Source organism: Pseudomonas sp. C6002 (genome assembly GCF_013385805.1).
Taxonomy (GTDB): domain Bacteria; phylum Pseudomonadota; class Gammaproteobacteria; order Pseudomonadales; family Pseudomonadaceae; genus Aquipseudomonas.
This window is the reverse complement of record NZ_JACAPH010000022.1, coordinates 23578-49453: the sequence shown is the minus strand read 5'-3', so window position 1 is coordinate 49453 and position 25876 is coordinate 23578. Positions and strand designations below refer to the sequence as shown.

24 protein-coding genes and 2 riboswitches are annotated in these 25876 nt (G+C 62.8%); of the genes, 15 read left to right on the top strand and 9 right to left on the bottom strand.

Translation table 11 applies throughout. The features are described 5' to 3' along the window. Positions 1 to 161: 161 nt before the first annotated feature. The 5 genes from cobM to fabF all read right to left on the bottom strand — a co-directional run bounded on the left by cobM (position 162) and on the right by fabF (position 3897). Positions 162 to 908, bottom strand: coding sequence for a precorrin-4 C(11)-methyltransferase (cobM, locus tag HX817_RS15975; RefSeq protein WP_177040558.1), 747 nt, complete (start codon positions 906 to 908; stop codon positions 162 to 164). An 83-nt stretch (positions 909 to 991) separates the two neighbouring features. Next, positions 992 to 1384 (bottom strand): cobalamin biosynthesis protein, encoded by a 393-nt coding sequence (locus tag HX817_RS15970; RefSeq protein WP_003217881.1) that lies wholly within the window; start codon positions 1382 to 1384, stop codon positions 992 to 994. Next, on the bottom strand, positions 1381 to 2079 hold the full coding sequence (locus tag HX817_RS15965) for a CbtA family protein (RefSeq protein WP_008431977.1): 699 nt from the start codon (positions 2077 to 2079) through the stop codon (positions 1381 to 1383). Before HX817_RS15965 ends, HX817_RS15970 begins: the two co-directional genes overlap by 4 nt. Before the next feature lie 11 nt (positions 2080 to 2090). After that, on the bottom strand, positions 2091 to 2279 hold the full coding sequence (locus tag HX817_RS15960; RefSeq protein ID WP_003217883.1) for a CbtB-domain containing protein: 189 nt from the start codon (positions 2277 to 2279) through the stop codon (positions 2091 to 2093). Between the two features lie 96 nt (positions 2280 to 2375). Then, positions 2376 to 2592, bottom strand: a riboswitch (cobalamin riboswitch). A gap of 36 nt (positions 2593 to 2628) precedes the next feature. Beyond that, the gene (gene fabF / locus HX817_RS15955) at positions 2629 to 3897 is read right to left on the bottom strand and encodes a beta-ketoacyl-ACP synthase II (RefSeq protein WP_177040557.1); all 1269 of its coding nucleotides are present in this window, start codon (positions 3895 to 3897) and stop codon (positions 2629 to 2631) included. A 113-nt stretch (positions 3898 to 4010) separates the two neighbouring features. On the opposite strand from fabF, the gene HX817_RS15950 reads away from it, so the two are divergent. The 5 genes from HX817_RS15950 to HX817_RS15930 all read left to right on the top strand — a co-directional run bounded on the left by HX817_RS15950 (position 4011) and on the right by HX817_RS15930 (position 11313). Beyond that, positions 4011 to 4529 carry a helix-turn-helix domain-containing protein gene (locus HX817_RS15950; RefSeq protein WP_003217886.1) on the top strand — a complete coding sequence of 173 codons (519 nt, stop codon included), beginning with the start codon at positions 4011 to 4013 and terminating at the stop codon, positions 4527 to 4529. After that, positions 4526 to 4728, top strand: a riboswitch (cobalamin riboswitch). It overlaps the preceding gene by 4 nt. Positions 4729 to 4820: 92 nt before the next feature. Beyond that, positions 4821 to 5882, top strand: coding sequence for a cobalamin biosynthesis protein CobW (gene cobW, locus HX817_RS15945; RefSeq protein WP_003217887.1), 1062 nt, complete (start codon positions 4821 to 4823; stop codon positions 5880 to 5882). A 3-nt stretch (positions 5883 to 5885) separates the two neighbouring features. Then, complete coding sequence (gene cobN / locus HX817_RS15940; RefSeq protein ID WP_177040556.1) at positions 5886 to 9659, top strand: cobaltochelatase subunit CobN; 3774 nt, start codon at positions 5886 to 5888, stop codon at positions 9657 to 9659. Further along, positions 9659 to 10657 (top strand): ATP-binding protein, encoded by a 999-nt coding sequence (locus HX817_RS15935; protein ID WP_177040555.1) that lies wholly within the window; start codon positions 9659 to 9661, stop codon positions 10655 to 10657. Before cobN ends, HX817_RS15935 begins: the two co-directional genes overlap by 1 nt. A gap of 53 nt (positions 10658 to 10710) precedes the next feature. Next, positions 10711 to 11313: a VWA domain-containing protein gene (locus tag HX817_RS15930; protein ID WP_032898884.1), complete on the top strand. Its 603-nt coding sequence runs from the start codon at positions 10711 to 10713 to the stop codon at positions 11311 to 11313. Here HX817_RS15930 and HX817_RS15925 read toward each other — a convergent pair. Beyond that, entirely contained in the window at positions 11270 to 12256 is a 987-nt protein-coding gene (locus HX817_RS15925) for a DUF1853 family protein (protein WP_177040554.1), read from the bottom strand. The two genes, HX817_RS15930 and HX817_RS15925, sit on opposite strands and share 44 nt — an antisense overlap. Before the next feature lie 143 nt (positions 12257 to 12399). Between HX817_RS15925 and HX817_RS15920 the strand changes: the two genes are divergently transcribed. From HX817_RS15920 to pepN, 6 genes are read left to right on the top strand one after another with little or no spacing between them, the layout of a single operon-like run. Then, entirely contained in the window at positions 12400 to 13290 is an 891-nt protein-coding gene (locus HX817_RS15920) for an NAD(+) kinase (RefSeq protein ID WP_003217892.1), read from the top strand. Then, a complete protein-coding gene (locus HX817_RS15915) occupies positions 13287 to 14261 on the top strand; it encodes a metallophosphoesterase (RefSeq protein WP_161635726.1) in 975 nt (324 codons plus the stop codon). Before HX817_RS15920 ends, HX817_RS15915 begins: the two co-directional genes overlap by 4 nt. Continuing rightward, complete coding sequence (locus tag HX817_RS15910) at positions 14258 to 15133, top strand: rhomboid family intramembrane serine protease (protein ID WP_087694364.1); 876 nt, start codon at positions 14258 to 14260, stop codon at positions 15131 to 15133. The genes HX817_RS15915 and HX817_RS15910 overlap by 4 nt, the downstream gene beginning before the upstream one ends. A 15-nt stretch (positions 15134 to 15148) precedes the next feature. Continuing rightward, positions 15149 to 15409 carry a YeaC family protein gene (locus HX817_RS15905; RefSeq protein ID WP_003217900.1) on the top strand — a complete coding sequence of 87 codons (261 nt, stop codon included), beginning with the start codon at positions 15149 to 15151 and terminating at the stop codon, positions 15407 to 15409. Next, complete coding sequence (locus tag HX817_RS15900) at positions 15406 to 16236, top strand: DUF2797 domain-containing protein (RefSeq protein ID WP_003217902.1); 831 nt, start codon at positions 15406 to 15408, stop codon at positions 16234 to 16236. The genes HX817_RS15905 and HX817_RS15900 overlap by 4 nt, the downstream gene beginning before the upstream one ends. A 13-nt stretch (positions 16237 to 16249) precedes the next feature. Further along, positions 16250 to 18907: an aminopeptidase N gene (pepN, locus tag HX817_RS15895; protein ID WP_177040553.1), complete on the top strand. Its 2658-nt coding sequence runs from the start codon at positions 16250 to 16252 to the stop codon at positions 18905 to 18907. Between the two features lie 121 nt (positions 18908 to 19028). Here the strand turns inward: pepN and HX817_RS15890 are convergent, their stop codons facing one another. Next, entirely contained in the window at positions 19029 to 20084 is a 1056-nt protein-coding gene (locus HX817_RS15890) for an aldo/keto reductase (RefSeq protein ID WP_177040552.1), read from the bottom strand. Between the two features lie 182 nt (positions 20085 to 20266). Between HX817_RS15890 and HX817_RS15885 the strand changes: the two genes are divergently transcribed. The 4 genes from HX817_RS15885 (at position 20267) to HX817_RS15870 (ending at position 23116) form a co-directional block, all read left to right on the top strand. Next, complete coding sequence (locus tag HX817_RS15885) at positions 20267 to 20983, top strand: YafY family protein (protein WP_177040551.1); 717 nt, start codon at positions 20267 to 20269, stop codon at positions 20981 to 20983. Between the two features lie 52 nt (positions 20984 to 21035). Then, complete coding sequence (locus HX817_RS15880; RefSeq protein WP_008432007.1) at positions 21036 to 21377, top strand: nuclear transport factor 2 family protein; 342 nt, start codon at positions 21036 to 21038, stop codon at positions 21375 to 21377. Between the two features lie 22 nt (positions 21378 to 21399). Continuing rightward, a complete protein-coding gene (zapE, locus tag HX817_RS15875; RefSeq protein WP_177040550.1) occupies positions 21400 to 22533 on the top strand; it encodes a cell division protein ZapE in 1134 nt (377 codons plus the stop codon). 91 nt (positions 22534 to 22624) lie between these two features. Next, a complete protein-coding gene (locus HX817_RS15870; RefSeq protein WP_008432012.1) occupies positions 22625 to 23116 on the top strand; it encodes a GNAT family N-acetyltransferase in 492 nt (163 codons plus the stop codon). Positions 23117 to 23215: 99 nt separating this feature from the next. Here the strand turns inward: HX817_RS15870 and HX817_RS15865 are convergent, their stop codons facing one another. Both HX817_RS15865 and HX817_RS15860 read right to left on the bottom strand, forming a co-directional pair. Continuing rightward, complete coding sequence (locus HX817_RS15865) at positions 23216 to 23431, bottom strand: hypothetical protein (protein ID WP_003217916.1); 216 nt, start codon at positions 23429 to 23431, stop codon at positions 23216 to 23218. 150 nt (positions 23432 to 23581) lie between these two features. Further along, the gene (locus HX817_RS15860) at positions 23582 to 25831 is read right to left on the bottom strand and encodes a TonB-dependent siderophore receptor (RefSeq protein WP_177040549.1); all 2250 of its coding nucleotides are present in this window, start codon (positions 25829 to 25831) and stop codon (positions 23582 to 23584) included. Between the last annotated feature and the right edge of the window lie 45 nt (positions 25832 to 25876).

Here is a 25876-nt window from a genome sequence, read left to right as displayed (position 1 = left end):
CGGTCCAAAGCCGGAGTGAGGGCACACCGAGCCTAAGCGAGGTGCCGAGTGGTGGGGCAAGAGCGTTTTGCTTACTTTTGCGCTGTTCAAAAGTGAGCCGCTGTAAGAGCGGAACCATAAGCCGCCGTTACCTAAATAACGGATATGTACCCCATCCCCCCTCAGGGCCGATACAAATGCGCATGCCCCGCGCGATACAACGACGACTCACCAAAACTGTCACTGGCCAAAACCCGACCCACCAGAATCAACGCCGTACGCCGAAACCCCTTGGCTGCCACCTTCCCGGCAATATCCGCCAGCGTACCAATGGCCCAATCCTGATCCGGCCAGGTCGCCCGATGCACCACCGCAATCGGACAATCCTCCCCATAGTGAGGCACCAACTCAGCCACGATCTTCTCCAGATGATTCACCCCCAGGTGAATCGCCATGGTCGTCCCATGCTGCGCCAGGCTACTGAACACCTCACCCTCAGGCATCGCCGTCTTATCCGCATACCGCGTCAAAATCACACTCTGCGCAATGTCCGGCAACGTCAGCTCAGCTTCCAACAACGCCGCACAAGCCGCCACCGCCGTCACTCCGGGAATGATCTGAAACCCAATCCCAAGCTCCCGCAAAAGCCGAATCTGTTCCCCAATCGCCCCGTACAAACCCGGATCCCCGGAATGCACCCGCGCCACATCCTGGCCTTTCTCATGGGCCGTCTTGATCAGCTCGATGATCTGCTCCAGATGCAACTCGGCACTGTTGACCACCAGCTCAGCCTGATGCCCCTCAAGCACCGCCGCCGGCACCAGCGAACCGGCATAGATAATCACCGGGCAACTGCGAATCAGCCGCTGCCCCTTGACCGTGATCAATTCCGGATCGCCTGGGCCTGCGCCGATGAAAAAGACAGTCATGGATTCATTCCTGTGAAAAAAAGCACGCGAGCAGCCCTCCAGATGAAGATTACTCATGATCAAAGCTGACGATTATCGGGAATTCAGCCGGCGCAAGCCAATGCAAAGGTGGCCTGGGCGGTTTTTTTGCGAGTGATCAGCAGGGTGGCAGGGCTTTGAGACAGCTGTTCTGCCAGGGCCAGGGCGGCACTTTCAGCAATGCCGTAGCAGCCGGTATGAGCAAAAACCGTCTCGGACTTATGGCTCAGTCGATCTTCATAGGGCGCCAATTGCTCCGCACTGAAAAATACCAACGGCAAATCCAGAACCTGAGCCAGTGCCAGCAACCCCGGCTCATCCCGCTTGCGATCAAGACTGGCCAACGCAGTGATGCGCTGACGCTCAATGCCACCCTCGGCGAGGGCGGCGTTGAACAGTTCACGCAGGATGTCGACAGAACAACCCCGCTGACACCCCAGGCCAACCGCCAGGATCATGCCGAATACTGACCATCACGGTTACGGCGAAACAGCCAGGCACTGATCAAGCCCAGCGCCAGCCAGAAGGCAACGTTGGTCAACTGCGAGGCGATCTTGAATTGAGCTTCCAGAGCCTCCGGTGCCAACATCGAGTGGACTTCCGGCTGTGGTGCGCCAATCACATGGGGCACAGCCAGGATCGCCACGCCCAGGATTTTCAGCAGCCAGTTACGACCGAACACGATCAGCGCGATACCGGCAGCGGTAGAGGCGGCAGTGCCGATCCACCAGATTTGCCGTTGCGCCAGGTCTGCCGCCGCAGTCCCCGGCAATTCAGGCGGCAAGCCCAGGGTCGGCGCCAACACAAAGGTGGCGTAACCGGCCAGGCCCCACAGCAGGCCTTGGGCCGTACGGGTCGGTGCACGCAGGGTGTACAGGCCGGCAAGCATCAGGGCAAAACCTACGGCGACCACCAGGTTACCGCCCGTAGTCGACAGCACACGCTGCCAGCCATCTTCCGGCTCCCAGGCTTCAGCGTCGTGGGTGTGGGCCGTGGCTTCGGCATGTTCATGCACTTCGGTCGCGGCCGGGGCGTTTTCGAAGGTTTCCGCCTGCAGGATCAGCGGGGCAACCCAGAAGCTTTGCAGCAAGGTCAGCAGCAAGGCGGCCAGGAGGCCGGTGAAACCTGCGGTTTGGGCAATACGCTTGATCATGTCGGCAGGTCTCAGTGGCACGGGAACGCAGCGCTGTGGCGGGTATCGTGGGCGGCGTTGTGCACCGCTTCGATGTGCGAGAAACCGGCGAAATACACCAGGCACGCGCCGAGGATCGACGCGCCGATGGCGGCAGTCAGGCGTTGGCTCAGGGTGGCGGTGGTGCTGGCGGTAGAGGCGGTGCTGCTGATGATCGACATGGCGCGTCCCTTCAGGGTTTCAGGGTGACACGAGCGCATGAAAACCCCGCGAGCCAGGCACGCAGGGTTCTGAACAGCGCCCGCCCACCGCGGGTTTGTTATCTGATTTTTTCGGGCCGGTCTCCGGGCTTGCGAGGGGCCTGGGCCTTGAAAGCATCACCTTCCCATGCCGTAGCGGCACAGTGGTTTTGATGCTTCACTCGCTTACCGTTGCGGGGGCAGCACCGGACTCGTCACGCCCTTGAGTAAAGGAACATGACTCACCGGTTTCCCGTTTCACCCTGTGAAGGGCACCCGAAACAAGATGTGTAGGAGAGCATGGGCGGGCGATGGGCGTCAAATCGCCGGGTTATTGCCAGCGTTTGAACAGCACGCTGGCATTCACGCCGCCGAATCCAAACCCATTGGAAATCGCGTATTCAATCGGCAACGGCCGGGCTTGGCCCCGGACCATATCCAGTCCTTCGGCAGCGGGGTCCGGGTTATCCAGGTTGAGGGTCGCCGGGGCAATCTGGTCGCGCAGGGCGAGCACGGTGAAGATCGCCTCGATCCCGCCCGCGGCGCCCAACAGATGGCCGGTCGCCGACTTGGTGGCGCTGATCGCGACGCTGGCATTTGCACCGAACAGCGTACTGATCGCTGCCAGTTCGCCGTTGTCGCCTACGGGGGTCGACGTGGCATGGGCGTTCAAGTGCTGGATCTGTGCGGCGCTGATCCCTGCCTGCGCGATCGCCAGTTCCATTGCCCTGCGTGCACCCGAGCCATCTTCCGGGCCCGAGGTCATGTGATAGGCGTCGGCGCTGGTGCCGTAGCCCACCAGCTCTGCGATAGGCGTCGCCCCGCGAGCCAATGCATGCTCCAGTTCCTCGATCACCAACAGCCCGGCACCTTCGCCCATCACAAACCCGTCGCGGCCTTGATCGAACGGGCGGGAAGCCAATGCTGGCGTGTCGTTGTAATCGCTCGACAGCGCACGCGCCGCAGCAAAACCGCCGAGGCTGACTCGGTGGATACAGGCTTCGGCGCCGCCACACACGGCGATGTCGATTTCTCCGGCACGGATCATTCGCGCAGCATCACCAATCGCCTGTACGCCGGCGGCGCAGGCAGTGACGGGGGAGCCCAGCGGACCTTTCAGTTGATGCTGGATCGACACGTGCCCGGCCGCCATGTTGCCGAGGAATGACGGGATCGTGAACGGCGACAGGCGGCGAGGCCCTTTGCTGTCAGCCGTACGAACGGCCTCGGCAATCGCGGGAAAACCACCCACGCCGGAGGCGATGATTGTCGCGGTACGTTCCTGCTGCGATGGCGTCTGCGGACTCCAGCCAGCCTGGGCCAGGGCCTCTTGCGCGGCGGCCAGGGCAAACACGATGAACCGGTCCATCTTGCGTTGTTCCTTGGCCGGGATGACAGTGTCCGGGTCAAAGCCGGCTTCAGGGTCCTGGATGCGGTCCAACACTTGGCCGCCGATGCTGATTGCCAGGTCGCCGATCAATGCCTCGGGTAGCCTGCGAATCCCGGATTCACCGGCCAGCAGGCGCTTCCAGGTCTGTTCCACGCCGGTTGCCAGCGGTGTCACTGCACCCATGCCGGTCACAACAATTCGCTTACTCATGATCGCTTAGCTCCGCAAATTTCAGGTTGGTAGCAATGCATGGACGAAACTATCATTATGAAAGTAACATCCGATAGCTGAAATTTCCGTAGCCGCCCCACAGAGGAACTGCAATGCAACGTAAGTCGCTGGTGAATGCCGAATGCCCGGTAGCCCGTGGAGTGGAACGGGTAGGCGAGTGGTGGAGCATCCTGATCATGCGCGACGCGCTGCAAGGGTTGCGGCGTTTTGACGAGTTTTCCCAGAGCCTGGAAATCGCTCCGAATATGCTCACCCGCCGGCTCAACAGCCTGGTGGAAGCGGGGCTGCTGGAACGCCGGCAATACAGCGAGCGGCCGCCCCGTTTCGAGTACGTACCGACGCCGGTTGGCGAGGATTTCCGGGTGGTGATCATGGCGTTCATCGGCTGGGGCAACCGCCATTTCGCCAACGAAGGTGAAAGCCTGCAATTGGTCGACCGGAAAACCCGGCGCCCGGTGGAAGTGGCGGTGGTGGACGCCGACGGTGCGCGTGTGTCCGTCGAGCAATGCAGCGTCCAGGCCGGGCCGGCGGCGAGCGAAGGCATGCTGGAGCGCCTGGCGCTGCTTAGTGCCAAACGCTCGGACATTGACCCGTCCCCGCGCACTGCGTAGCCTTGCACCTTCGAGGTTCTTCGGCCCAGGCCGAAGCTAAGAAGGGAACGCGGTCAATGCCGCGGCTGCCCCCGCAACTGTAAAGGGTTTATCTGACTGCCACGCCACTGCCTGAACAAGGCGGGAAGGCGCAGCCAGCGCCGGCATCACCGCCGGCAAGCCCCAAGCCAGGAGACCTGCCTCGCAACCGATTTTCTACTTCAACCGGGCGGGGTGATCCGGTGGCGAATTCTGCTTCTGCGCACCTGCGCAGGGCCACTCGTCCCGTATGCCCGCCCCAAAGGGCATCCGATGAAAACACTGGCCAAACTCCCCGTCACCATCGTTACCGGCTTCCTCGGCTCGGGCAAGACCACCTTGCTGCGCCACATGCTGGATAACGCCCAGGGGCGCCGCATCGCGGTGATCGTCAACGAGTTCGGCGAGCTGGGCATTGACGGTGAAATCCTCAAGCAATGCTCCATCGGCTGTACCGAAGAAGAGGCGAACGGCCGCGTCTACGAATTGGCCAATGGCTGCCTGTGCTGCACGGTCCAGGAAGAGTTCTTCCCGGTGATGCGCGAACTGGTGGCCCGTCGCGGCGACCTCGACCATATCCTCATCGAAACCTCGGGCCTGGCCCTGCCAAAACCCTTGGTCCAGGCGTTCCAGTGGCCGGAAATCCGCAGCGCCTGCACCGTTGACGCCGTGATCACCGTGGTCGACAGCCCAGCCGTGGCCGCCGGCACGTTCGCCGCCTTCCCGGACCAGGTTGACGCCCAGCGCAAGCTCGACCCGAACCTGGACCACGAATCCCCCCTGCACGAGCTGTTCGCTGACCAACTGGCCAGCGCCGACCTGGTGATCCTCAACAAGTCCGACCTGATCAGCCCTGAAGACCTGGCCCGTGTGCGCCTGGAAGTGGCAGAAGAACTGCCGCCGGCGGTAAAAATCATCGAAGCCAGCAGCGGTCGCCTGCCGCTGGACGTATTGATCGGCCTGGGCGCGGGCTCGGAAGAACACATCGATGGCCGCCACAGCCATCACGATCATCACCACGAAGGTGAAGACGACCACGACCACGATGCCTTCGACTCCATCTCCATCGAACTGCCCCAGGCCGACGAAAGCCTGCTGCTGGACGCCCTGACCCAACTGGTGGTCAAGCACGGCATCCTGCGGGTCAAGGGCTTCGCGGCGATCCCGAACAAACCGATGCGCCTGCTGATCCAGGGCGTGGGCACGCGTTTCGACAAGCACTTCGACCGCGCCTGGCGCGCCGATGAGCCGCGCGCCACGCACCTGGTGCTGATCGGCCAGGAACTCGACGCCGCCTTGCTCGAAGCGCAACTGCGCGCTGCCCTCAGCGTTTAAACCATGCATCTGCTCAGGACTCAGCCCGGCGGTTTCGTTTCGGATGACAACATCGCCGACCTTGGGCAAACCCCCGCCGAGCTGGTGATCCTGTGCAGCGGTGATTCCAGCCTGGCGCTGCTGGCCGAAGCGGCCCAGCAGTTGCCCGATGATTACCCGAGCCTGCGCCTGGCCAACCCGATGCAGGTGCAGAACCATGCTTCGGTCGACCTGTATGTGGATGAGGTGCTGCGCCACGCCAAGGTCATCCTGATTTCGCTGCACGGCGGCATCGGTTATTGGCGCTACGGTATCGAGCGCCTGGTGGAGTTGGCCGAGCGCGGCGTGCAGCTGATCTTGGTGCCGGGGGATGATCGCCCGGACCCGGAACTCAGTGGCCTCAGCACCGTGGGCGCCGAGGAACGTGACCGGCTCTGGCACTTCCTGCGCCAGGGTGGTTTGGGGAATGCGCTGGATTTCTATCGTTGCCTGGCCGCCGGCTACCTTGGCCGCGATTACGCCTGGAGCGAGCCGCAAACCCTGCCGCGCACGGCGATTTATCATCCGCATAAAGCCAATGCCCGTCTCAACGATTGGCAGGCTGACTGGCAAGCTGATTTTCCCGTGGCGGCGGTGCTGTTCTACCGCTCCCATTTGCAGGCGGCCAACACCGGCTTTATCGATGTTTTTTGCCAGCGCTTGCAGGCCGCGGGTCTCAACCCGCTGCCGATGGCGGTGGCCAGTTTGAAAGAGCCCGGCTGCCTGACCGTGGTCGAGGATTTGCTGGACGAGGTGCACGCCTCGGTGATTCTGAACACCACCGGTTTTGCCCAGTCCAGCCCCGAAGCGCCGCACCTGCGGCCGTTTCGCCGCAATATTCCGGTGATCCAGGCGATTTGCGCCCAGGACAACGAGCCCGGCTGGCAGGCCAGCGAGCAAGGCCTCGGCCCACGTGACCTGGCGATGCACATCGCGTTGCCGGAACTGGACGGGCGCATCATCAGCCGGCCCATCAGCTTCAAGGACCTGGCCTGGCGCAGTGAGCGCAGCCAGTCGGATGTGGTGTGCTATCGCGCACAGCCGGAGCGCATGGACTTTGTCGCCGAACTGGCGCGGCGCTGGGTCGAACTGGCGCGCGTGCCGAATGGCGAAAAGCGTATCGCGCTGATCCTCGCCAACTACCCGACCCGGGACGGACGTATCGGCAACGGCGTGGGTCTAGACACCCCAGCCGCCGCGCTGAATATCCTGCGGGCACTGAAAATCCAAGGTTATCCGCTGCCGGACGAGCTGCCGGAAAGTGGAACGGCACTGATCCAGGCGCTCTTGGGCGGCGTCAGCAACGACCTGGACAGCCTCGACTTGCGTCCGTGTCATCAGAGCCTGGCGCTGGATGACTACGAGGCGATGTTCAACCGCTTGCCCGAGTCCAATCGCCAGGCCGTGTTGGCACGCTGGGGTACACCTCATAGCGATCCGATGTTCCGCGACGGCCGCATGATGATCGCGGGCCTGCGTTTGGGCCTGACCTTCGTCGGCATCCAGCCGGCCCGGGGTTACCAGGTGGACGCGAGTGCGGTCTATCACGACCCGGACCTGGTGCCGCCCCACGGTTACCTGGCGTTCTACTTCTGGTTGCGCCACACCTACGGCGCCCACGGCGTGATCCACGTTGGCAAGCACGGCAACCTGGAATGGCTGCCGGGCAAGGGCGTCGGGCTTTCCGAGAACTGCTGGCCCGACGCACTACTGGGGCCGCTGCCGAATATCTACCCGTTTATCGTCAATGACCCGGGCGAGGGCGCCCAGGCCAAGCGCCGCACCCAGGCCGTGATCATCGACCACCTGATGCCGCCGCTGACCCGCGCCGAAACCTACGGGCCGCTGCGCGACCTGGAGTTGCTGGCCGACGAGTATTACGAGGCACAACTGCTCGACCCACGGCGTGCCCGCGAGCTGCAAAAGGACATCCTCAAGCTGGTGCGCGAAACCCGCATCGACCAGGAACTGGCCCTGGACGAAAACCTCGACAGCGACGCCGATGCGGCGATCTGGCTGCCGCGCCTGGACACCTACCTGTGTGACTTGAAGGAGTCGCAGATTCGCGATGGCCTGCACATTTTCGGCGAGTCACCCGAGGGCCGCTTGCGCATCGACACCTTGCTGGCGTTGTTGCGTATTCCGCGTGGCGATGGGCGCGGGCCGCAATCGAGCCTGCTGCGGGTATTGGCCAAGGCCTTCGACCTGGGCTTCGATCCGCTGGACTGCGCCCTGGCCGAGCCGTGGACGGGGCGCCGGCCGTTGGTGTTGCAGAAGATCGACACGCAGTTGTGGCGCACTGCCGGCGACACCCGTGAACGCCTGGAGCTGTATGCCGCGCGCTTGATCGAGCAGGCGCTGGAAGGTGCCGTGGAGCAGCTTGAAGAGCCCGGCTGGGAAGACGTCAAGGCGGTGATCGAGAGCTTGCGCATCGTCGTCGCGCCACGCCTGGATGCCTGCGGCCCGGCGGAAATGCGCGGGTTGCTGGATGCCTTGAGCGGGCGCTTCGTCCCGGCCGGGCCCAGCGGCGCGCCGAGCCGGGGCCGTCTGGACGTGTTGCCTACCGGTCGTAACTTTTTCTCGGTGGATGTGCGCAACCTGCCCACCACCACTGCCTGGCGCATCGGCTTCCAGTCGGCGAACCTGATTCTTGAGCGTCACCTGCAGGATCATGGCGACCACTTGCGCCAGCTCGGCCTGTCGGTGTGGGGCACCGCCACCATGCGCACCGGTGGCGACGATATCGCCCAGGCCATGGCGCTGATGGGCGTGCGCCCGGTATGGGCCACGGGCAGCCAGCGGGTGGATGACTTTGAAATCCTGCCCATCAGCCTACTGGACCGGCCACGGGTGGATGTGACCTTGCGCGTGTCGGGCTTCTTCCGCGATGCATTCGCCAACCTGATCCGCCTGTTCGACGCGGCGGTGCAAGCCGTGGCGGCGCTGGACGAACCGGATGACCTGAACCCGCTGGCGGCCAAGGTGCGCAGTGAGCGAGAGGCCTTGCGCCTGTCGGGCCTTGACGAGGACGCGGCGGCGAAGCAGGCCGGTTGGCGGATCTTCGGCGCCAAGCCCGGTGCCTATGGTGCCGGCGTGCAGGGCGCGATTGATGGGCGCTTGTGGCAGAGCCGCGAAGACCTGGCCGAGGTTTACCTGAACTGGGGCGGCTACGCCTATGGCGGCTCCGACGAAGGCACCGCCGCCCGCGAACAGTTTGCTCAGCGTTTGAGCCAGGTGCAGGCGGTGTTGCAGAACCAGGACAACCGCGAGCATGACCTGCTCGACTCCAATGACTACTACCAATTCCAGGGCGGCATGCTCGCCGCCGTGGAAACCCTGAGCGGCGACAAGGCCGCCAGCTATCATGGTGACCACAGCCAGCCGGACTTGCCGAAAATCCGCACGTTGAAGGAAGAGTTGAACCGGGTGATTCGTGCCCGTGCGGCCAACCCGAAGTGGATCGAAGGGGTGAAGCGCCACGGCTACAAAGGCGCGTTCGAGATGGCGGCCACCGTGGATAATCTGTTCGCGTTCGACGCTACGACGGCGTTGATCGACGATCATCAATACGCGTTGCTGGCGGATGCCTACTTGCTGGACCCGGACACCCGCGCCTTTGTGCAGCAGCACAACCCGGATGCCCTGCGGGACATGACCGAACGCATGCTTGAAGCCCAGCAACGCGGCATGTGGCAGGAGCCTGGGGCGTACCGCGAGGCGTTGGAAAACCTGTTGTTGGATATAGAAGAAGGCAGTTGATGACCGACATTCCACATTTCCCGCTGTCCGCCGTGGTCGGCGCCGGCGACTTGAAACTGGCCCTGTGCCTGACGGCCATCGACCCGAAGATCGGTGGCGTGCTGATTGAAGGCCCGCGGGGCATGGCCAAGTCCACCCTGGCCCGTGGCCTGGCGGACCTGCTCGCCAGCGGCCAGTTCGTCACGCTGCCGTTGGGCGCCACCGAGGAGCGGCTGGTGGGCACACTCGATCTGGACGCGGCACTCAGTGAGGGCCGCGCACAGTTTTCCCCCGGCGTGCTGGCCAAGGCCGACGGCGGCGTGCTCTATGTCGATGAAGTCAACCTGCTGCCCGACCACCTGGTGGACCTGCTGCTGGACGTGGCCGCCAGCGGCACCAACCTGATCGAGCGCGACGGGATTTCCCACCGGCATTCGGCGCGTTTTGTACTGATCGGCACCATGAACCCGGAAGAGGGCGAGCTGCGCCCGCAATTGCTCGACCGGTTTGGTTTCAACGTGGCGCTGAGCGGGCACACCCAGCCGGCCGAACGCGGGCAGATCATCCGTCGCCGCCTGGATTTCGACAGCGACCCTCAGGGTTTCTGCGGGCAATGGGCCGACCGGCAGGCCGCGTTGCGCGAGCGTTGCACCCGGGCCCGCGCATTGCTGGATAGCATCCCGTTGGATGACCAGGCGCTGGCGCAGATTACCGAGCGCTGCTTTGCCGCCGGCGTCGATGGCTTGCGCGCCGACCTGGTCTGGCTGCGTGGCGCACGTGCCCATACGGCCTGGCGGGGCGCGACGGCTATCAGCGAAGAAGATATCGAAGCGGTCGCGGAATTTGCCCTGCGCCATCGTCGTCAGGAGCAATCCCCGCCTGCAACGCCGCCCGCTGGCGGTCAATCACCCAAGCCCAATGATGCACCTGAAGACCAGGGCCAGTGGGGCAACATGCCCGCAGCCGCCTTGCCGATAGGCGCTCGCCGTGATGTGCCCACCTGGCCAAAAAAGCCCTAGGCATCCGCCCCAAACCTGACGCAGGGGCGGATGCACGGCCCAAGGCGGGTCGACTGAACAAGGGCCGGCGTGGCCAGGCGCGCAGCGCGGCCGAAGGTTCGATCAACTGGCCGGGCACCTTGCTCGGCGGGCGGCCGCAACGCCGCGAAGATTTGTTGTATCAACTGCGTAGCCGTACGCCCCATGAACTGTGGCTGGTGATTGTCGATGCTTCGGCGTCCACCCGGCGGCATCAGGCGCTTAGCGATGCCAAGGGATTACTGGCCCAACTGTTCGACGATGCCTATCGACAGCGGGCGCGCATGGCGTTGCTCACCGCGAGCGGGCAATCGCCAAAGTGGCAGGTGCAGGGATTAAAGGCGGCAAAAGGGCTTGGTCATTGGCTTGATGGCCTCGGTGCAGGCGGTGGCACGCCATTGTTGGCAGCGCTGAACGAAGCGGGGCACTGGTTGGCGGCTCGTCGCAAGCGTTACCCGGTGGAGCAGCAGCGGTTGCTGGTGATCACCGATGGACGGCTAAAGGATGTGGCAGGGCTGCCGCCGCTGGACTGCCCGGGCTTGCTGGTGGACATCGAGCGCGGCCCGATTCGGTTGGGCCGTTCAAAGCAGCTGGCTATGGGGTTACAGATTGACTATCGGCATATCGATAACCTGTAAGCGCCGGCACGTTCGGCCACAGATCCGCCACCAGAAACAACCGTTCGGCTTCTTCCCATTCGCCTTCGCTGTTTTCCACCAGGCGCACCAGCAACTGCGCGGGCGCCATGGGGTCCAGTTCGGTTAGCCAGTGCTGCATCCGGGCCGCGTCCCAGGCCTCGTTCGCCGGGTAGTGCGCCGGCGCCAGCCATGCGTGGCGGGGCAGCGGTTGCCAGCGTCCTGCCGGGCTTTGCTCGATAAACCTCGACCAATCGCGCTGATGCAGCCAGCGGCCATTCAGGTGTTGGGGATGCGCGCCCTCCGGCGCCTGCGCCATGCCCGGCCATGGGTAGAGCAGATACCCGCCCAGCCACAGATGGGCATCAAAAGCCTGGATATCCAGCGCGGCCAGCACTTCGCGGCTCTCCGGCCGGGCGGAAATCGGCAGTTGGTGCTGGGCCAGGTGGGCCAGCTTGCGGTCGAGCCGGTCATGACAGCCGGGGCCGAGCCATTGCGCGGTGTCCCGGCCATTACCGTCCTGGGGCCCGAGGTAGAGTTTGATCGCCAGTTCCAGATGATGCACACCGTCACGGTCGCGCAGCAGCATGTCCAGCTCGCCCAGGGTATGCCCGGCCTGGCGGATCGGCAGGTTGGCCGCCAGCAGTTCCACGCCCGGCGCATGCTGCACGGCGAATTGCCACAGCCGTTCGTAATACAACCCCAGCCGGCGGGTGCGTGCCTGGCTCAGCCAATGCAGCAAGGCACTGCTGTCCTGGTCCAGCTGGCGCAGCCACTGCTCCAGCAAATGCGGGGCCTGCACCCAGTCGCTGCCGGTCAGCGGGTGGCGTTGTGGCCACGGCGTTTGCGCGAGCATCGGCGGGGCGAGCATCACCCACGCGAGATCGCGCACCTCGGGGTGACGCAGTTGGCGGGGCAGGTGCTGCAAATCAGGGAACAGAGTCATGGTCCGAGCATAGCCTTTTACAGCCGGGAAGGGGGCTGAGAACCGTTGTCGTCTGGGGTTTGCGGCGACAAAGGATTTTGTGTAACGCCGGCTTTCGCCCATAATCGTTCTTTTTTGCAGAACCCGAACCCCGCAGGAGCCCCATGGAGCAATTTCGCAATATCGGCATTATCGGTCGCCTGGGCAGTACCCAGGTGCTGGACACCGTCCGCCGACTGAAAAAGTTTCTGCTCGAGCGCCACCTGCACGTGATCCTCGAAGACACCATCGCTGAAATCCTCCCGGGCCATGGCCTGCAGACCTCGTCGCGCAAGATGCTCGGTGAAGTCTGCGACATGGTGATCGTGGTGGGCGGCGACGGCAGCCTGCTGGGCGCCGCCCGGGCGCTGGCGCGGCATAACGTGCCGGTGCTGGGGATCAACCGCGGAAGCCTGGGGTTCCTCACCGATATTCGCCCCGACGAGCTGGAAGTCGAAGTGGCCAAGGTGCTGGACGGCCATTACCTGGTGGAAAACCGCTTCCTGCTGCAAGCCGAAGTGCGCCGCCACGGCGAAGCCATCGGCCAGGGCGACGCCCTCAACGATGTGGTGCTGCACCCCGGCAAGTCGACGCGGATGATCGAGTTCGAGTTGTACATCGACGGCCAGTTCGTGTGCAGCCAGAAGGCCGACGGCCTGATCGTCGCCACGCCGACCGGGTCCACGGCCTACGCGCTGTCGGCCGGTGGGCCGATCATGCATCCCAAGCTGGATGCCATTGTGATCGTGCCGATGTATCCCCATATGTTGTCCAGCAGGCCTATCGTGGTCGACGGCAACAGTGAGCTGAAAATCGTGGTGTCAAAAGACATGCAGATCTACCCGCAAGTCTCCTGCGACGGGCAGAACCATTTCACCTGCGCCCCCGGTGACACCATCACCGTGAGCAAAAAGGCACAGAAGTTGCGATTGATCCACCCGCTGGACCACAACTACTACGAAGTGTGCCGGACCAAGCTGGGCTGGGGCAGCCGCTTGGGGGGTGGAGGCGACTGATGCTCGATCCCGCGCGTAGCTACGACCTGATTGGTGACGTGCACGGTTGCGCTCATACCCTTGAGCACTTGCTCGACCGGTTGGGTTACCACAAGCAGGGCGGTACCTGGCGGCATCCGTCGCGAATGGCCGTGTTCCTCGGCGATATCATCGACCGTGGCCCGCGCATTCGCGAGGCGCTGCATATCGTCCACGACATGACCGAGGCCGGCCAGGCGCTGTGCATCATGGGCAACCATGAGTTCAACGCGCTGGGCTGGAGCACTCCCGCCGCCCCGGGCAGCGGCAAGCAGTTTGTGCGCGAGCACACGCCACGCCACGCGCGGTTGATCCACGAGACCCTGACCCAGTTCGAACAGCACCCGGCAGACTGGCACGATTTCCTCGGCTGGTTCTATGACATGCCGCTGTTTGTCGACGCCGGGCGATTCCGCGTAGTGCACGCTTGCTGGGACAACGGCTTTATCGAGCCCCTGCGCGCGCATTTCCCGGATGGCTGCATCGACGAACACTTCCTGCAAGCCGCCGCCGTGCCCGGCAGTTTCGCCAGCAATGCCTTCGACCGCCTGTTGCGCGGCACCGACATGCGCCTGCCGGACGGCTTGACCCTGACCGGCGGCGACGGCCTGACGCGCTCGTTCTTCCGTACCAAGTTCTGGGAAGACGACCCGAAGACCTACGGCGATATCGTGTTCCAGCCCGATGCGCTGCCGGAACCTGTGGCCGCCACGCCGCTGTCGTCCACTGAAAAGAATTCCCTGCTGCGCTACGGCGTCGACGAGCCATTGCTGTTCGTCGGCCACTACTGGCGCAGCGGCAAACCGGCGCCGATCCGCCCGAACCTGGCCTGCCTGGACTACAGCGCGGTGCTGTACGGCAAGTTGGTGGCGTACCGGCTGGATCAGGAAACCCGCCTGGACCCGCGTAAATTTGTTTGGGTCGATGTCGAGCGCCCTGAGGTTATTTCATGAGTACCGTTGCTGTATTACGCCTGCCGCTGGCGGTGGATTTGAGTGGTTTCGTCAAGCTTCTGCAACGCATGCAAGTGCCCCATCGCGTCAGCGAAGAAGCCGGGGAGCAGGTGCTGTGGGTGCCTGACTCCATCAGTGAAGACGTGAAGGTCCTGTATCAGCGCTTTCCGGCCGGTGACCCGGACCAGCAACTGGACATTCCCGAGCAGGCGACGTCGACCAGGCGTCCCGGGTTTGCCCAGCAGCTTCGCCACAGCCCGGTGACCGCGTTGGTGTTGCTGCTGAGCATCATCGTCGGCGCCGTTACGTTGCTGGGGGATAACCTGCAGGCCATGAGCTGGCTGACGTTCCTGCCGTTCAGCGTGGCAGGCGAGTACATCCGTTTCACGCCATTGACCGACAGCCTGGCGTCGGGACAGTGGTGGCGCCTGGTCACGCCGATGTTGATCCACTTCGGCATCCTGCACCTTGCCATGAACGGCATGTGGTACTGGGAACTGGGGCGACGCATCGAGTTGCGCCAGGGCAGTATCAACCTGCTGGGCCTGACCCTGCTGTTCAGCCTGGTGTCGAACTACGCTCAATACTATTTTGGTGGTCCCGGCCTGTTTGGCGGGTTGTCCGGCGTGCTGTATGGCTTGCTCGGGCATTGCTGGATCTATCAGTGGGTGTCGCCGAATCCGGTGTATCGCCTGCCTCGCGGGGTGTTGGTGATGATGCTGGTGTGGCTGGTGCTGTGCCTGTCGGGCCTGGTCTCGATGATCGGCTTCGGCGAAATCGCCAACGCGGCCCACGTGGGTGGCCTGGTGGTGGGTTGCCTGACCGGTTTGTTGGGTGGCTTGTACAGCCGCCGCAAAATGTCTCCTATTTAGTTAAGGAAGAGTCTTATGTCCTCTTTTGTCGAAATGATCGAAAACATCACCCCGGACATCTACGAGAGCCTCAAGCTCGCCGTGGAAATCGGCAAATGGTCCGATGGCCGCAAGCTCACCGCCGAGCAGCGTGAACTGTCGTTGCAGGCGGTGATCGCCTGGGAACTGCAGAACCTGCCGGAAGACCAGCGCACCGGCTACATGGGGCCGCAGGAATGCGCCTCGAAGTCGGCGCCGGTGCCGAACATCCTGTTCAAGTCGGATGCCATCCATTGATTGAGATTGGCCGTGGTGCAGTCAGCAAGATGTCGGCGCAGTTGGGTGAGCCGACCGTTCAATACGCGTTTCGCCTGGGCGACACCGAGGTGCCGGTCAATCCATTGATCGGCACTACCGTGCGCCTGGAATACCTCGGTGCGATCCATTGCACCCATTGCGGTCGCAAGACCAAGACCAGTTTCAGCCAGGGTTACTGCTACCCGTGCATGACCAAACTGGCCCAGTGCGACCTGTGCATCATGAGCCCCGAGCGCTGCCATTACGACGCCGGCACCTGCCGCGATCCGGCCTGGGGTGAAAAATTCTGCATGACCGACCACGTGGTGTACCTGGCGAACTCGTCGGGGATCAAGGTCGGCATCACCCGCGCCAGCCAGCTGCCGACCCGCTGGCTCGACCAGGGTGCCAGCCAGGCGCTGCCGATCATGCGCGTTGCCACGCGCCAGCAGTCGGGCTTCGTCGAAGACCTGTTCCGCAGCCAGGTGGCCGACAAGACCAACTGGCGCGCGCTGCTCAAGGGCGATGCCCAGGCCGTCGACCTTGCGCAGGTGCGCGACGAACTGTTCGCCAGCTGTGCCGAAGGCATGCTCGGTTTGCAGGAACGCTTTGGCCTGCAGGCCATCCAACCGGTGACCGACATCGAACCGATCGAAATCCGCTACCCGATCGAGCAGTATCCGACCAAGATCGTCAGCTTCAACCTGGACAAGAACCCGATTGCCGAAGGCACGCTGATGGGGATCAAGGGCCAATACCTGATCTTCGATACCGGCGTGATCAATATTCGTAAATACACGGCCTACCAGCTCGCCGTGCATCAGTAGAAGGACGACAGACATGCGCACCGAACAGCCGAAGATGATTTACCTGAAGGACTATCAGGCGCCGGATTACCTGATCGACGAGACGCACCTGACCTTCGAGTTGTTCGAGGACCATAGCCTGGTCCACGCGCAGCTGGTGATGCGCCGCAACCCCGAGCGCGGCGCCGGCTTGCCGCCGCTGGTGCTGGACGGGCAGCAGCTGGAGCTGCTGTCGGTGAACCTGGCCGACCAGGAACTGACCGACGCCGACTACCAGTTGAGCGACAGCCACCTGACCGTGCACCCCACCAGCGCGACCTTCACCCTCGACACCACGGTGAAGATCCACCCGGAAACCAATACCGCCCTGGAAGGCCTGTACAAATCCGGCGGCATGTTCTGCACCCAGTGCGAGGCCGAGGGTTTCCGCAAGATCACCTATTACCTCGACCGTCCGGACGTGATGAGCGTGTTCACCACCACGGTGATCGCCGAGCAACACAGCTACCCGGTGTTGCTGTCCAACGGCAACCCGATTGCTTCGGGCCCTGGCGAAGACGGCCGGCACTGGGCGACCTGGGAAGATCCGTTCAAGAAGCCGGCGTACCTGTTTGCACTGGTGGCCGGTGATTTGTGGTGTGTCGAAGACACCTTCACCACCATGACCGAGCGCACCGTGGCGCTGCGTATCTATGTCGAGCCGGAAAACATCGACAAGTGCCAGCACGCCATGAACAGCCTGAAGAAATCCATGCGCTGGGACGAAGAAGTCTATGGCCGTGAGTACGACCTCGACATCTTCATGATCGTCGCGGTCAACGACTTCAACATGGGCGCCATGGAAAACAAGGGCCTCAACATCTTTAACTCCAGCGCCGTGCTGGCCCGTGCCGAAACCGCCACCGACGCCGCGCACCAACGGGTCGAGGCGATTGTTGCCCACGAATACTTCCACAACTGGTCGGGCAACCGCGTGACCTGCCGCGACTGGTTCCAGCTGTCGCTGAAGGAAGGCTTCACGGTGTTCCGTGATTCGCAGTTCTCTGCCGACATGAACTCGGCCACCGTCAAGCGCATCCAGGACGTGGCTTATCTGCGCACTCACCAGTTCGCCGAAGATGCCGGTCCCATGGCCCACGCGGTGCGTCCGGACGGCTTTATCGAGATCTCCAACTTCTACACCCTGACCGTGTACGAAAAGGGCTCGGAAGTCGTCCGTATGATCCAAACCTTGCTCGGCGCCGAAGGGTTCCGCAAAGGCAGCGACCTGTACTTCGAACGCCACGACGGCCAGGCTGTGACCTGCGATGACTTCATCAAGGCCATGGAAGACGCCAACGGCGCTGACCTGACCCAGTTCAAGCGCTGGTACAGCCAGGCCGGTACGCCACGCCTGGCGGTGAGCGAGTCCTACGACCCGGTGGCTAAAACCTACAGCCTGACCTTCCGTCAAAGCTGCCCGGAAACCCCGGACAAGGTGGAAAAACTGCCGTTCGTGATTCCGGTTGAGCTGGGCCTGCTGGACGGGAAGGGCGCGGGCATCGCCTTGCGCCTGGCCGGTGAAACCGCTGCCGGCGCCACGTCCCGCGTGATCTCGATGACCGAAGCCGAACAGACCTTCACCTTTGTCGACATCGCCGAGCACCCGCTGCCGTCGCTGCTGCGCGGCTTCTCGGCGCCGGTGAAGCTGAGCTTCCCGTATAACCGCGACCAACTGATGTTCCTGATGCAGCACGACAGCGATGGCTTCAATCGCTGGGACGCCGGCCAGCAGCTGTCGGTGCAGGTGTTGCAGGAGCTGATCGCCCAACATCAGCAGGGCAAGGCGCTGGTGCTGGATCAACGCCTTATCACTGCACTGCGCAGCGTATTGAGCGACGAAAGCCTGGACCAGGCGATGGTCGCCGAGATGCTCTCGCTGCCGAGCGAAGCCTACCTGACTGAAATCAGCGAAGTGGCGGATGTCGACGCCATCCACGCGGCCCGCGAGTTTGCTCGCAAGCAGTTGGCCGACAACCTGTTTGAAGGCCTGTGGCTGCGTTACCAAGCCAATCGCGACCTGTCGAAGAAAACCCCGTACGTGGCCGAGGCGGAACACTTTGCCCGTCGCGCCTTGCAGAACATTGCGCTGTCGTACCTGATGCTCAGCGGCAAGCCGGAAGTGCTGGCGGCGACCCTTGAACAGTTCGACGCGTGCGACAACATGACCGAGCGCCTGACGGCCCTGGCGGTGCTGGTCAACTCGCCGTTCGAAGAAGAAAAAGCCAAGGCGCTCGCGGTGTTTGCCGAGAACTTCAAGGACAACCCGCTGGTCATGGACCAGTGGTTCAGCGTACAGGCGGGCAATGGTTTGCCGGGCGCGCTGGAGCGGGTCAAGACGTTGATGCAGCACCCTGCGTTCAACATCAAGAACCCGAACAAGGTGCGGGCACTGGTGGGCGCGTTTGCCGGGCAGAACCTGATCAACTTCCACGCGGCGGATGGTTCGGGTTATCGGTTCCTGGCGGACCTGGTGATCCAGTTGAATGGCTTCAACCCCCAGATTGCTTCGCGGCAATTGGCGCCGTTGACCCGCTGGCGCAAGTACGACAGCGTGCGGCAGGCGCTGATGAAAGGCGAGCTGGAGCGGATTCGCGCTTCGGGCGAGCTGTCCAGCGATGTGTTTGAAGTGGTGAGCAAAAGCCTCGCATAACTGAGGCTGAGTACTGCATCTGTGGCGAGGGAGCTTGCTCCCGCTGGAGTGCGCAGCGCTCCCAAGATTTTGGGGCCGCTACGCAGCCCAGCGGGAGCAAGCTCCCTCGCCACAACGGGTCTTAGATAACCGGCGGCCAGCGCAGGTCTTGTGCATCATCGTCCGTATAACGTGGGAAGCGCTCCGCGATCATCTCGTGGGGCACGCCCAGCGGTATCGCGCTGGCAGCATCCAGACGGTCCACTTGCTCAGCCGAGAGTTGCACACTCAACGCACCCAGGGTGCCGTCCAGCTGTTCGCGGGTACGCGGCCCCAGGATCGGGATCAGCGCGGTAGTGGAACGACGGGCCTTTTCCCGCAGCCAGGCGATGGCGATGTGAGTCGGCGTGGCGTCCAGTTCACCGGCAACCGCCAGCAGGGTGTCGAGCACTGCCGTTTCCCGTGCGCTTTTTTCAGCGTGGACCAAAATCCCCAGCTTGCTGGCGCGGGTATCGTCCTGGCTGTTGCGGTACTTCCCGGTAAGAAAACCACCCCCCAGCGGTGACCACAACGTGGCGGCCAGACCCAGGGCTTCAGCCATGGGCAGCAGCTCACGGTCGGCAGTGCGTTCGGCCAGGCTGTATTCGGTCTGGATCGCTACCAGGGGTGCAAAGCCGCGCACTTCAGCGAGCAGGTCGGCGCGGGCAATGCGCCAGGCGGGGAAGTTGGACAGCCCCGCGTAGTGGATCTTGCCGGCACGCACCAGGTCATCAAAACCCCGCAGGATTTCTTCCATCGGCGTAACGTTGTCGCTGATATGCGCCCAGAACAGGTCGATGTGGTCGGTGTTCAAGCGTTTCAGGCTTTCTTCGACGGCGCGCACCATGTTCTTGCGGTTGTTGCCGAGCTTGATCGTGCCTTCGTCTTGAGGCTGGGTGCGCAGGGTGTACTTGGTGGCGATCACCAGGCGATCCCGTTCCGAGGCAATGAACTCGCCGAGCAGCACTTCCGATTGGCCGAACTGGTAGCCGTTGGCGGTATCGAGGAAGTTTCCGCCGGCCTCCAGATAGCCGTCGTAGATTCGCTTGGACTCTTCGCGCTCGGCGCCGTGGCCCCAGCCTGTGCCGAAATTGGCGGTGCCCAGGGCCAGCTCTGAAACCCGCAGGCCGCTGCGACGGCCAAAGACTTTATTACGCATACCGAAACTCCTGACGCTGTGGTTGGTTTAAATGTTTCGCAACATCTATTAAATATGATGCTAGTCATATATTTCGTCAAGGGGCTTTTTTGGCGGCTGAAGGGAAGGGTGCCTGCTCCTGACACTTTCTGACGGAGGCCTCTGCTAAGCTGCGCCACCTTTCTTTTTCGAGCATGATCAACGTGTCGCGTACCAGTCGTCTGTTGACCTTGTTGCAAGTCCTGCGGGGCAAAAAGCGCCCGGTGACGGCCGCCGTGCTGGCGGCAGAACTGGAGATTTCCGAGCGCACGCTGTACCGCGATATCGCCGAACTGACCGCGTTGGGCGCACCGATCTACGGCGAGGCGGGCGTGGGCTATGTGCTGCGTGCGGGCCTGTTCCTGCCGCCGCTGATGCTCAATGCCGACGAGACCGAAGCCATCGTGCTGGGCTTGCGGTATGTCGACCAGCGCGGTGATGACGTACTGAGCCAGGCGGCGGCCAATGCGCTTGCAAAGATCGCCGACGTGCTTGACCCGGCTGCCCAGGAAGCCTTGCGCAATCCGACGGTGCTGCCGGGCCCGCCAGGCTTCGGCTACCCGGAAAATCGCGTGCCGTTGAATGTGTTCCGCGAGGCCATTCGCGGCCAGGCCAAGCTGCACATCGACTACGCCGATGCCAGCCAGACCGCCAGCCAGCGCCTGATCTGGCCCCTGGCCCTGGGCTTTCTCAACGAAGTGCGGGTGATCGTCGCGTGGTGTGAATTGCGTGCGGCCTATCGCACCTTCCGCACCGACCGAGTGGCCGCCGCGCGCCTGCAAGGTGAACGGTATCCGGGGCGCCGCAGCGATTGGCTGCGGGGCTGGCGCAAGCTGATGGAACAGAACGAATCCGGGCCGTTCACTCCTGACAAGAACTGACACAACGCTGCTTTAGGATGGCTCCATAAATCACTAAAAAGGAGCTGTCACCATGTCCCAACCCACCCCTGAACTGGCCCCGGCTATTGCAACCTACATTGCCGCGGCGAATGCCGGCGACACCTCGCTGGTGGCCGACTGTTTCGCCGAAGATGCCAACGTGTTCGACGAAGGCGAGCACCGGGTCGGTACCGCCGCCATCGCCCGCTGGATGGAAGACACCGGGCGTCGTTACCAGCCCAGGGTCCAGGTGCTGAATGTGCAGCACCGCACGGGCAAGGTGCTGGTCAGCAACCTGATCACCGGCAGCTTTCCCGGCAGCCCGCTGGAGCTGCGCTATACCTTCCGCCTCAATGAACACGGCAAGATTGCCCGATTGGATATTTCCCTGTAGCCGTCATGGCATACTGCCGGGCATGACTTTCGACTCGCCACTTGCCGCCTATCAGCACGCCATCACCGAACAGGGTTTTGTCCCCGACGACGCCCAGCGTGAGGCGGTGCAAGCCCTGCAGGACTGCCATCAGGCCTTGCACCACGGCCATGGGCCCATCACTGGGGTGTACCTGTGGGGCCCGGTCGGCCGGGGCAAGACCTGGCTGATGGACCAGTTCTACCAAAGCCTGGGAGTGCCAGCGCGGCGCCAGCATTTTCATCACTTCATGGGCTGGGTGCACCAGCGTTCATTCCAGCTAACGGGCACCCACGATCCCTTGCAGGCCCTGGCCCGCGAACTGAGCCGGGAAGTGCGGGTGCTGTGTTTCGATGAGTTGTTTGTCAACGACATTGGTGACGCCATCATCCTCGGCCGGCTGTTCCAGGTGATGTTCGAGGAAGGCGTGGTGATGGTCTGCACGTCCAACCAGCCACCGGGCCAGCTGTACGCCGACGGTTTCAACCGGGATCGTTTCCTGCCGGGAATCGAAGCGATCAAACAGCATATGCGGGTGGTGGCAGTCGATGGCGGGGAGGATCATCGCCTGCACCCGGGCACCGCACTGCAGCGTTACTGGGTCGACCAGCCCGACGCGTTGGCCGAGGTGTTTCGCCAGTTAAGCGCCGGGCAGGCAGTGAGCAGCGCCCCGGTTGCGGTCGGCTACCGCTCCATCGTGGCGGTGCAGTCCAGTGAAACCGTGCTGTGGTGTCGCTACGCCGACCTGTGTGAGCAGCCGTTGGCGGCGATGGATTTCATGCTGCTGTGTGATCGGTTCAAGGCCATTTTGCTCGGCGAGGTGCCCAACCTCAGCGCGCAAAAGCGCCCGGGACGAATCGCCCGTGGCACCGAAGACGCTGCCGAACGGGTGGACGCCGGGGACCGGGAACTGCCGGAACTGTCGGTGCATGACGACAGCGTCCGGCGTTTCATCGCGCTGGTGGACGAGTGCTACGACCGCAAGGTGCCGCTGTACATCGAGGCCCGGGTGCCGCTGGAAAGCCTCTACACCGAGGGTTACCTGGAGTTTCCATTCCGCCGCACCCTGAGCCGCCTGCAGGAGATGCAACTGGCACGGTTTGGCGAGCCTGGCGCGCTTTCACGCGGGCAAATGTAGTTAATCTCCTTCATCTAATGCCTGCACCGCGCTTACAATCGAGCCCTTTTATGGGGACCGAGTCCCTGTCGCACCGTCAACGAGGAAGGAAATGGACAGCGCAGACATCCTGGTGCTGCAAGCCAGCTACACCAATCCGGTACACGCCGAGGCCATTGGCCTGGTGCTCAATCATTACGCCGAAGACCCCATGGGCGGTGGCCACAGCCTGCCGGCCGACCGCTTGCAGCAACTGCCGGCAGAGCTGGCCAAGCGTGCCCACGCGTTCAGTGTGCTGGCCTTTGTCGGCGGTACGCCCGCCGGCCTGGTGAACTGCTTTGAAGGGTTTTCCACCTTTGCCTGCCGCCCGCTGGTCAACGTGCACGACGTGGTGGTGATGGATCAATTCCGTGGCCTGGGGCTGAGTCAGAAGATGCTGCAAAAGGTCGAGGAAATTGCTCGCCAGCGCGGTTGCTGCAAGATCACCCTCGAGGTGCTTGAAGGCAACGCCGTGGCGCAGTCGGCGTATCGAAAGTTTGGGTTTGATGATTCGGTATTTGATCCGCAACATGGCCGGATGTTGTTCTGGAGCAAGCCGCTTTAATTAATGTTTATTTAATTAAAGGCAAAAAAAAGGCGCCAGCAAGTGGCGCCAAATTGACCTTGGCTATCAGAGCGGAATAGCACAGGTATTGCGGGTAAATCAGCTGTTCGGTGTGTTGGTAGTTTGGTCGGCCGTTGCCGGCTTTTCGGTCTTGCCGTCAGCCATTGCGGTTTGCTGGGCAGCACCGTGAGTCTGTTCCTGAACGAAGGTGAAGTTGTTGTAGAACTCCTTCGAACGCTCTGAGCCGCCTTCTGCAAAGGCGGCTACGGAAGTCATGGTCATCAGGCCGGCAAGGATAACAGTCGAAAATTTCATGGCAGTGTCTCAGTAAGTGTGTTGGGTCCGCGCGTTGTCATCAGCGGCGGGATGGGGAGACTGTGGGCCAATGATATTAAGTAAGGGTTAACCTCGCGCTGACCGAAAGTTAACGATTTCGTTAACTTCCAATCTTTAGCAGCGATGAATTCAGAGCTTCCAGTCCAGTGCAACGCTGATAGAGCGCGGGTCTCCCCAATACACGCCGTTATAGAAGCCGACGCGCTCGTAATATTTTTTATCAAATAGGTTGTTGATATTAAGTGACGCCGACAAGTGGTCATCGAACTCATAGCGCGACATCAGGTTGACCACGGTATAGGCCTGCTGGGTGATCCGGGTGCGCTCCCTGATCAGGGCTCCATTGGTGTCCCGGCCAACCGGGCGATAGGCGAAGTCGTAGAAGTCGCTTTGCCAATTCACCGCGCCGCCGACCGTCAGCGCGTGCCATTCGCCGGGCAGGCGGTAGGCCGTGGACACGCGCAGCAGGTTCAGCGGCAGGTGGGTGTTATTGCGCTGCTTGTCCCCGTTCAGGGAGTGGGTGTAGGTGTATCCGGCGGTCAGGTTCCAGTCGGGGCGCACCTCTCCGGACACCTCTACCTCGAAACCCTGAACCTTGTTGCCTTTGCCGCCGGATGTGAAGAACTGCTCGCCGGTCTCCGGATCCGGTGGGGTCAAACTGTCCAGTTCCGCGACGTTGTCCTGTTTGCTCCAGAAGTACGCGGCCGCCAGGTTCAGGCGCTCTTCCAGCAGGCTGCCCTTGATGCCCACTTCATAGTTGCTGCCTACCACCGGCTCCAGGTATTGCTTGCTGGCGGTGCGTTCTTCCTGCGGGTTGAAGATATCGGTGTAGCTGGCGTAGACGGTGTACTCCGGGGTCAGGTCGTAGAGCAGGCCGGCGTAGGGTGTCCACATGTCGTTGTGGGTCTGGCTGGATTTTGACGTACCGAGGAACTGGTCAGTGTCCCTGTTGTAGTTGTAGGTGGTGCTCTCGATCTCCCAACTGCCGTAGCGGCTGCCCAATACCGCATGCAGGCGATCGGTCAGGCTCAGGCGGGTGGCCAGGTAGCCGGCCTTTTGGCGGGTGCTGCCTTGTTCGCCCTTGAGGCCGGTGTTGGTGTCGGGGAATTTGCCGATCCCACCCATGTGTTTCCAATCGTCGATGCTGGTGTAGTCCTTCGGCACCGTACCGCTGCGCAGGTGTGGCGAAGCGTCACGCTGCTCGGACTCGCCGTAACCCACCATCAATTCGTGCTCACGACCCAGCAGGGCATAGGACCCGGACAGGTTCAAGTCGACCACGTCCATTTTCGAGGTGCCGAGCATGTGGCTGGTCCAGGCGGTCATGCCGCTGCGGTCGGCATTCGGGAAGCCTGAGCCGCCGTAATAGACCTTGCCGTCGGTGTCGCTTTCACGGTGGGTATAGGCGGCCTTCAGGTGCCAGTCACCCGCCAGGCGGTGGTCGAGGGTAGCGAAGGTGGTTTCATCTTTCAGCGGCCAGGAACTCCAGTGGGCCGCGATGTTGGCGGAGCGGGGCAGCCTGGCTTTGCTGCCGTCGCTGTTCCAGTAGGGCAAGGTGCCCCACGCGGTGCCCTGCACATGCTTGTTCTGGTAATCGAAGCCCACCGCCAGCACCGTGTCGTCGGTCAGGTCGCCTTCGAGGATGCCGTAGCCGACTTCCCGTTGCAGCGCGTAGTTGTCGCGGTAGGACTGGGTGTCACGGTAGGCGAGCACCGTGCGGCCGCGCAGGCGCCCATCAAACGCCAGGGGGCCGCCAACGTCCAGGTAGCTGTAGTAATTGTCGTGGGAGCCGCCGCTGACGCCTGTCTTGGCCTGCCACTGTGCGGTCGGACGTTTGCGCACCATATTGACCGTGGCCGAGGGGTCGCCGGCGCCGGTGGTCAGGCCGGTGGCGCCGCGGACCACTTCGACCCGGTCGTAGATGATGGTGTCGGCATCGGACTTCATGCGGCCGAAGGTGTTGAGCATGCCGTCAATCTGGAAGTTGGTGATGCCGTAGCCGCGCGAGGAATAGCCGACCCGGTCGGAGTCCAGGTGCTGCACCACCACGCCGGTGGTCTGGCGCATCACTTCGGTCAGGGTGTTGAGGTTGAAGTCGTCCATCTGCTGGCGGGTGATCACCGAGACCGATTGCGGGGTTTCCTTGATGGACAGGTTCAGCCGGGTGGCGGTGCCCATTGAGCCTGTGGTGTAGGCACCGGTGTGTTCGGTGTTGGCGCCAAGGCCTTCAGCGGTGATGCTGGTGCTGCCCAGTTCCAGGGCTTTGGCCGGCGCTTGGGATTCCTGGTCGGGGTCGTTTTCGGCCAGCAGGTCCGGGCTCAGCACCACGCTGAAGAGGCCCAGGGTCAAGGTCATGGAACGGGTAATAGGCGCGAACATCGCGGCGAACTCCTTGTCGTCTATGAAAAATGCCATTGGCTCAAA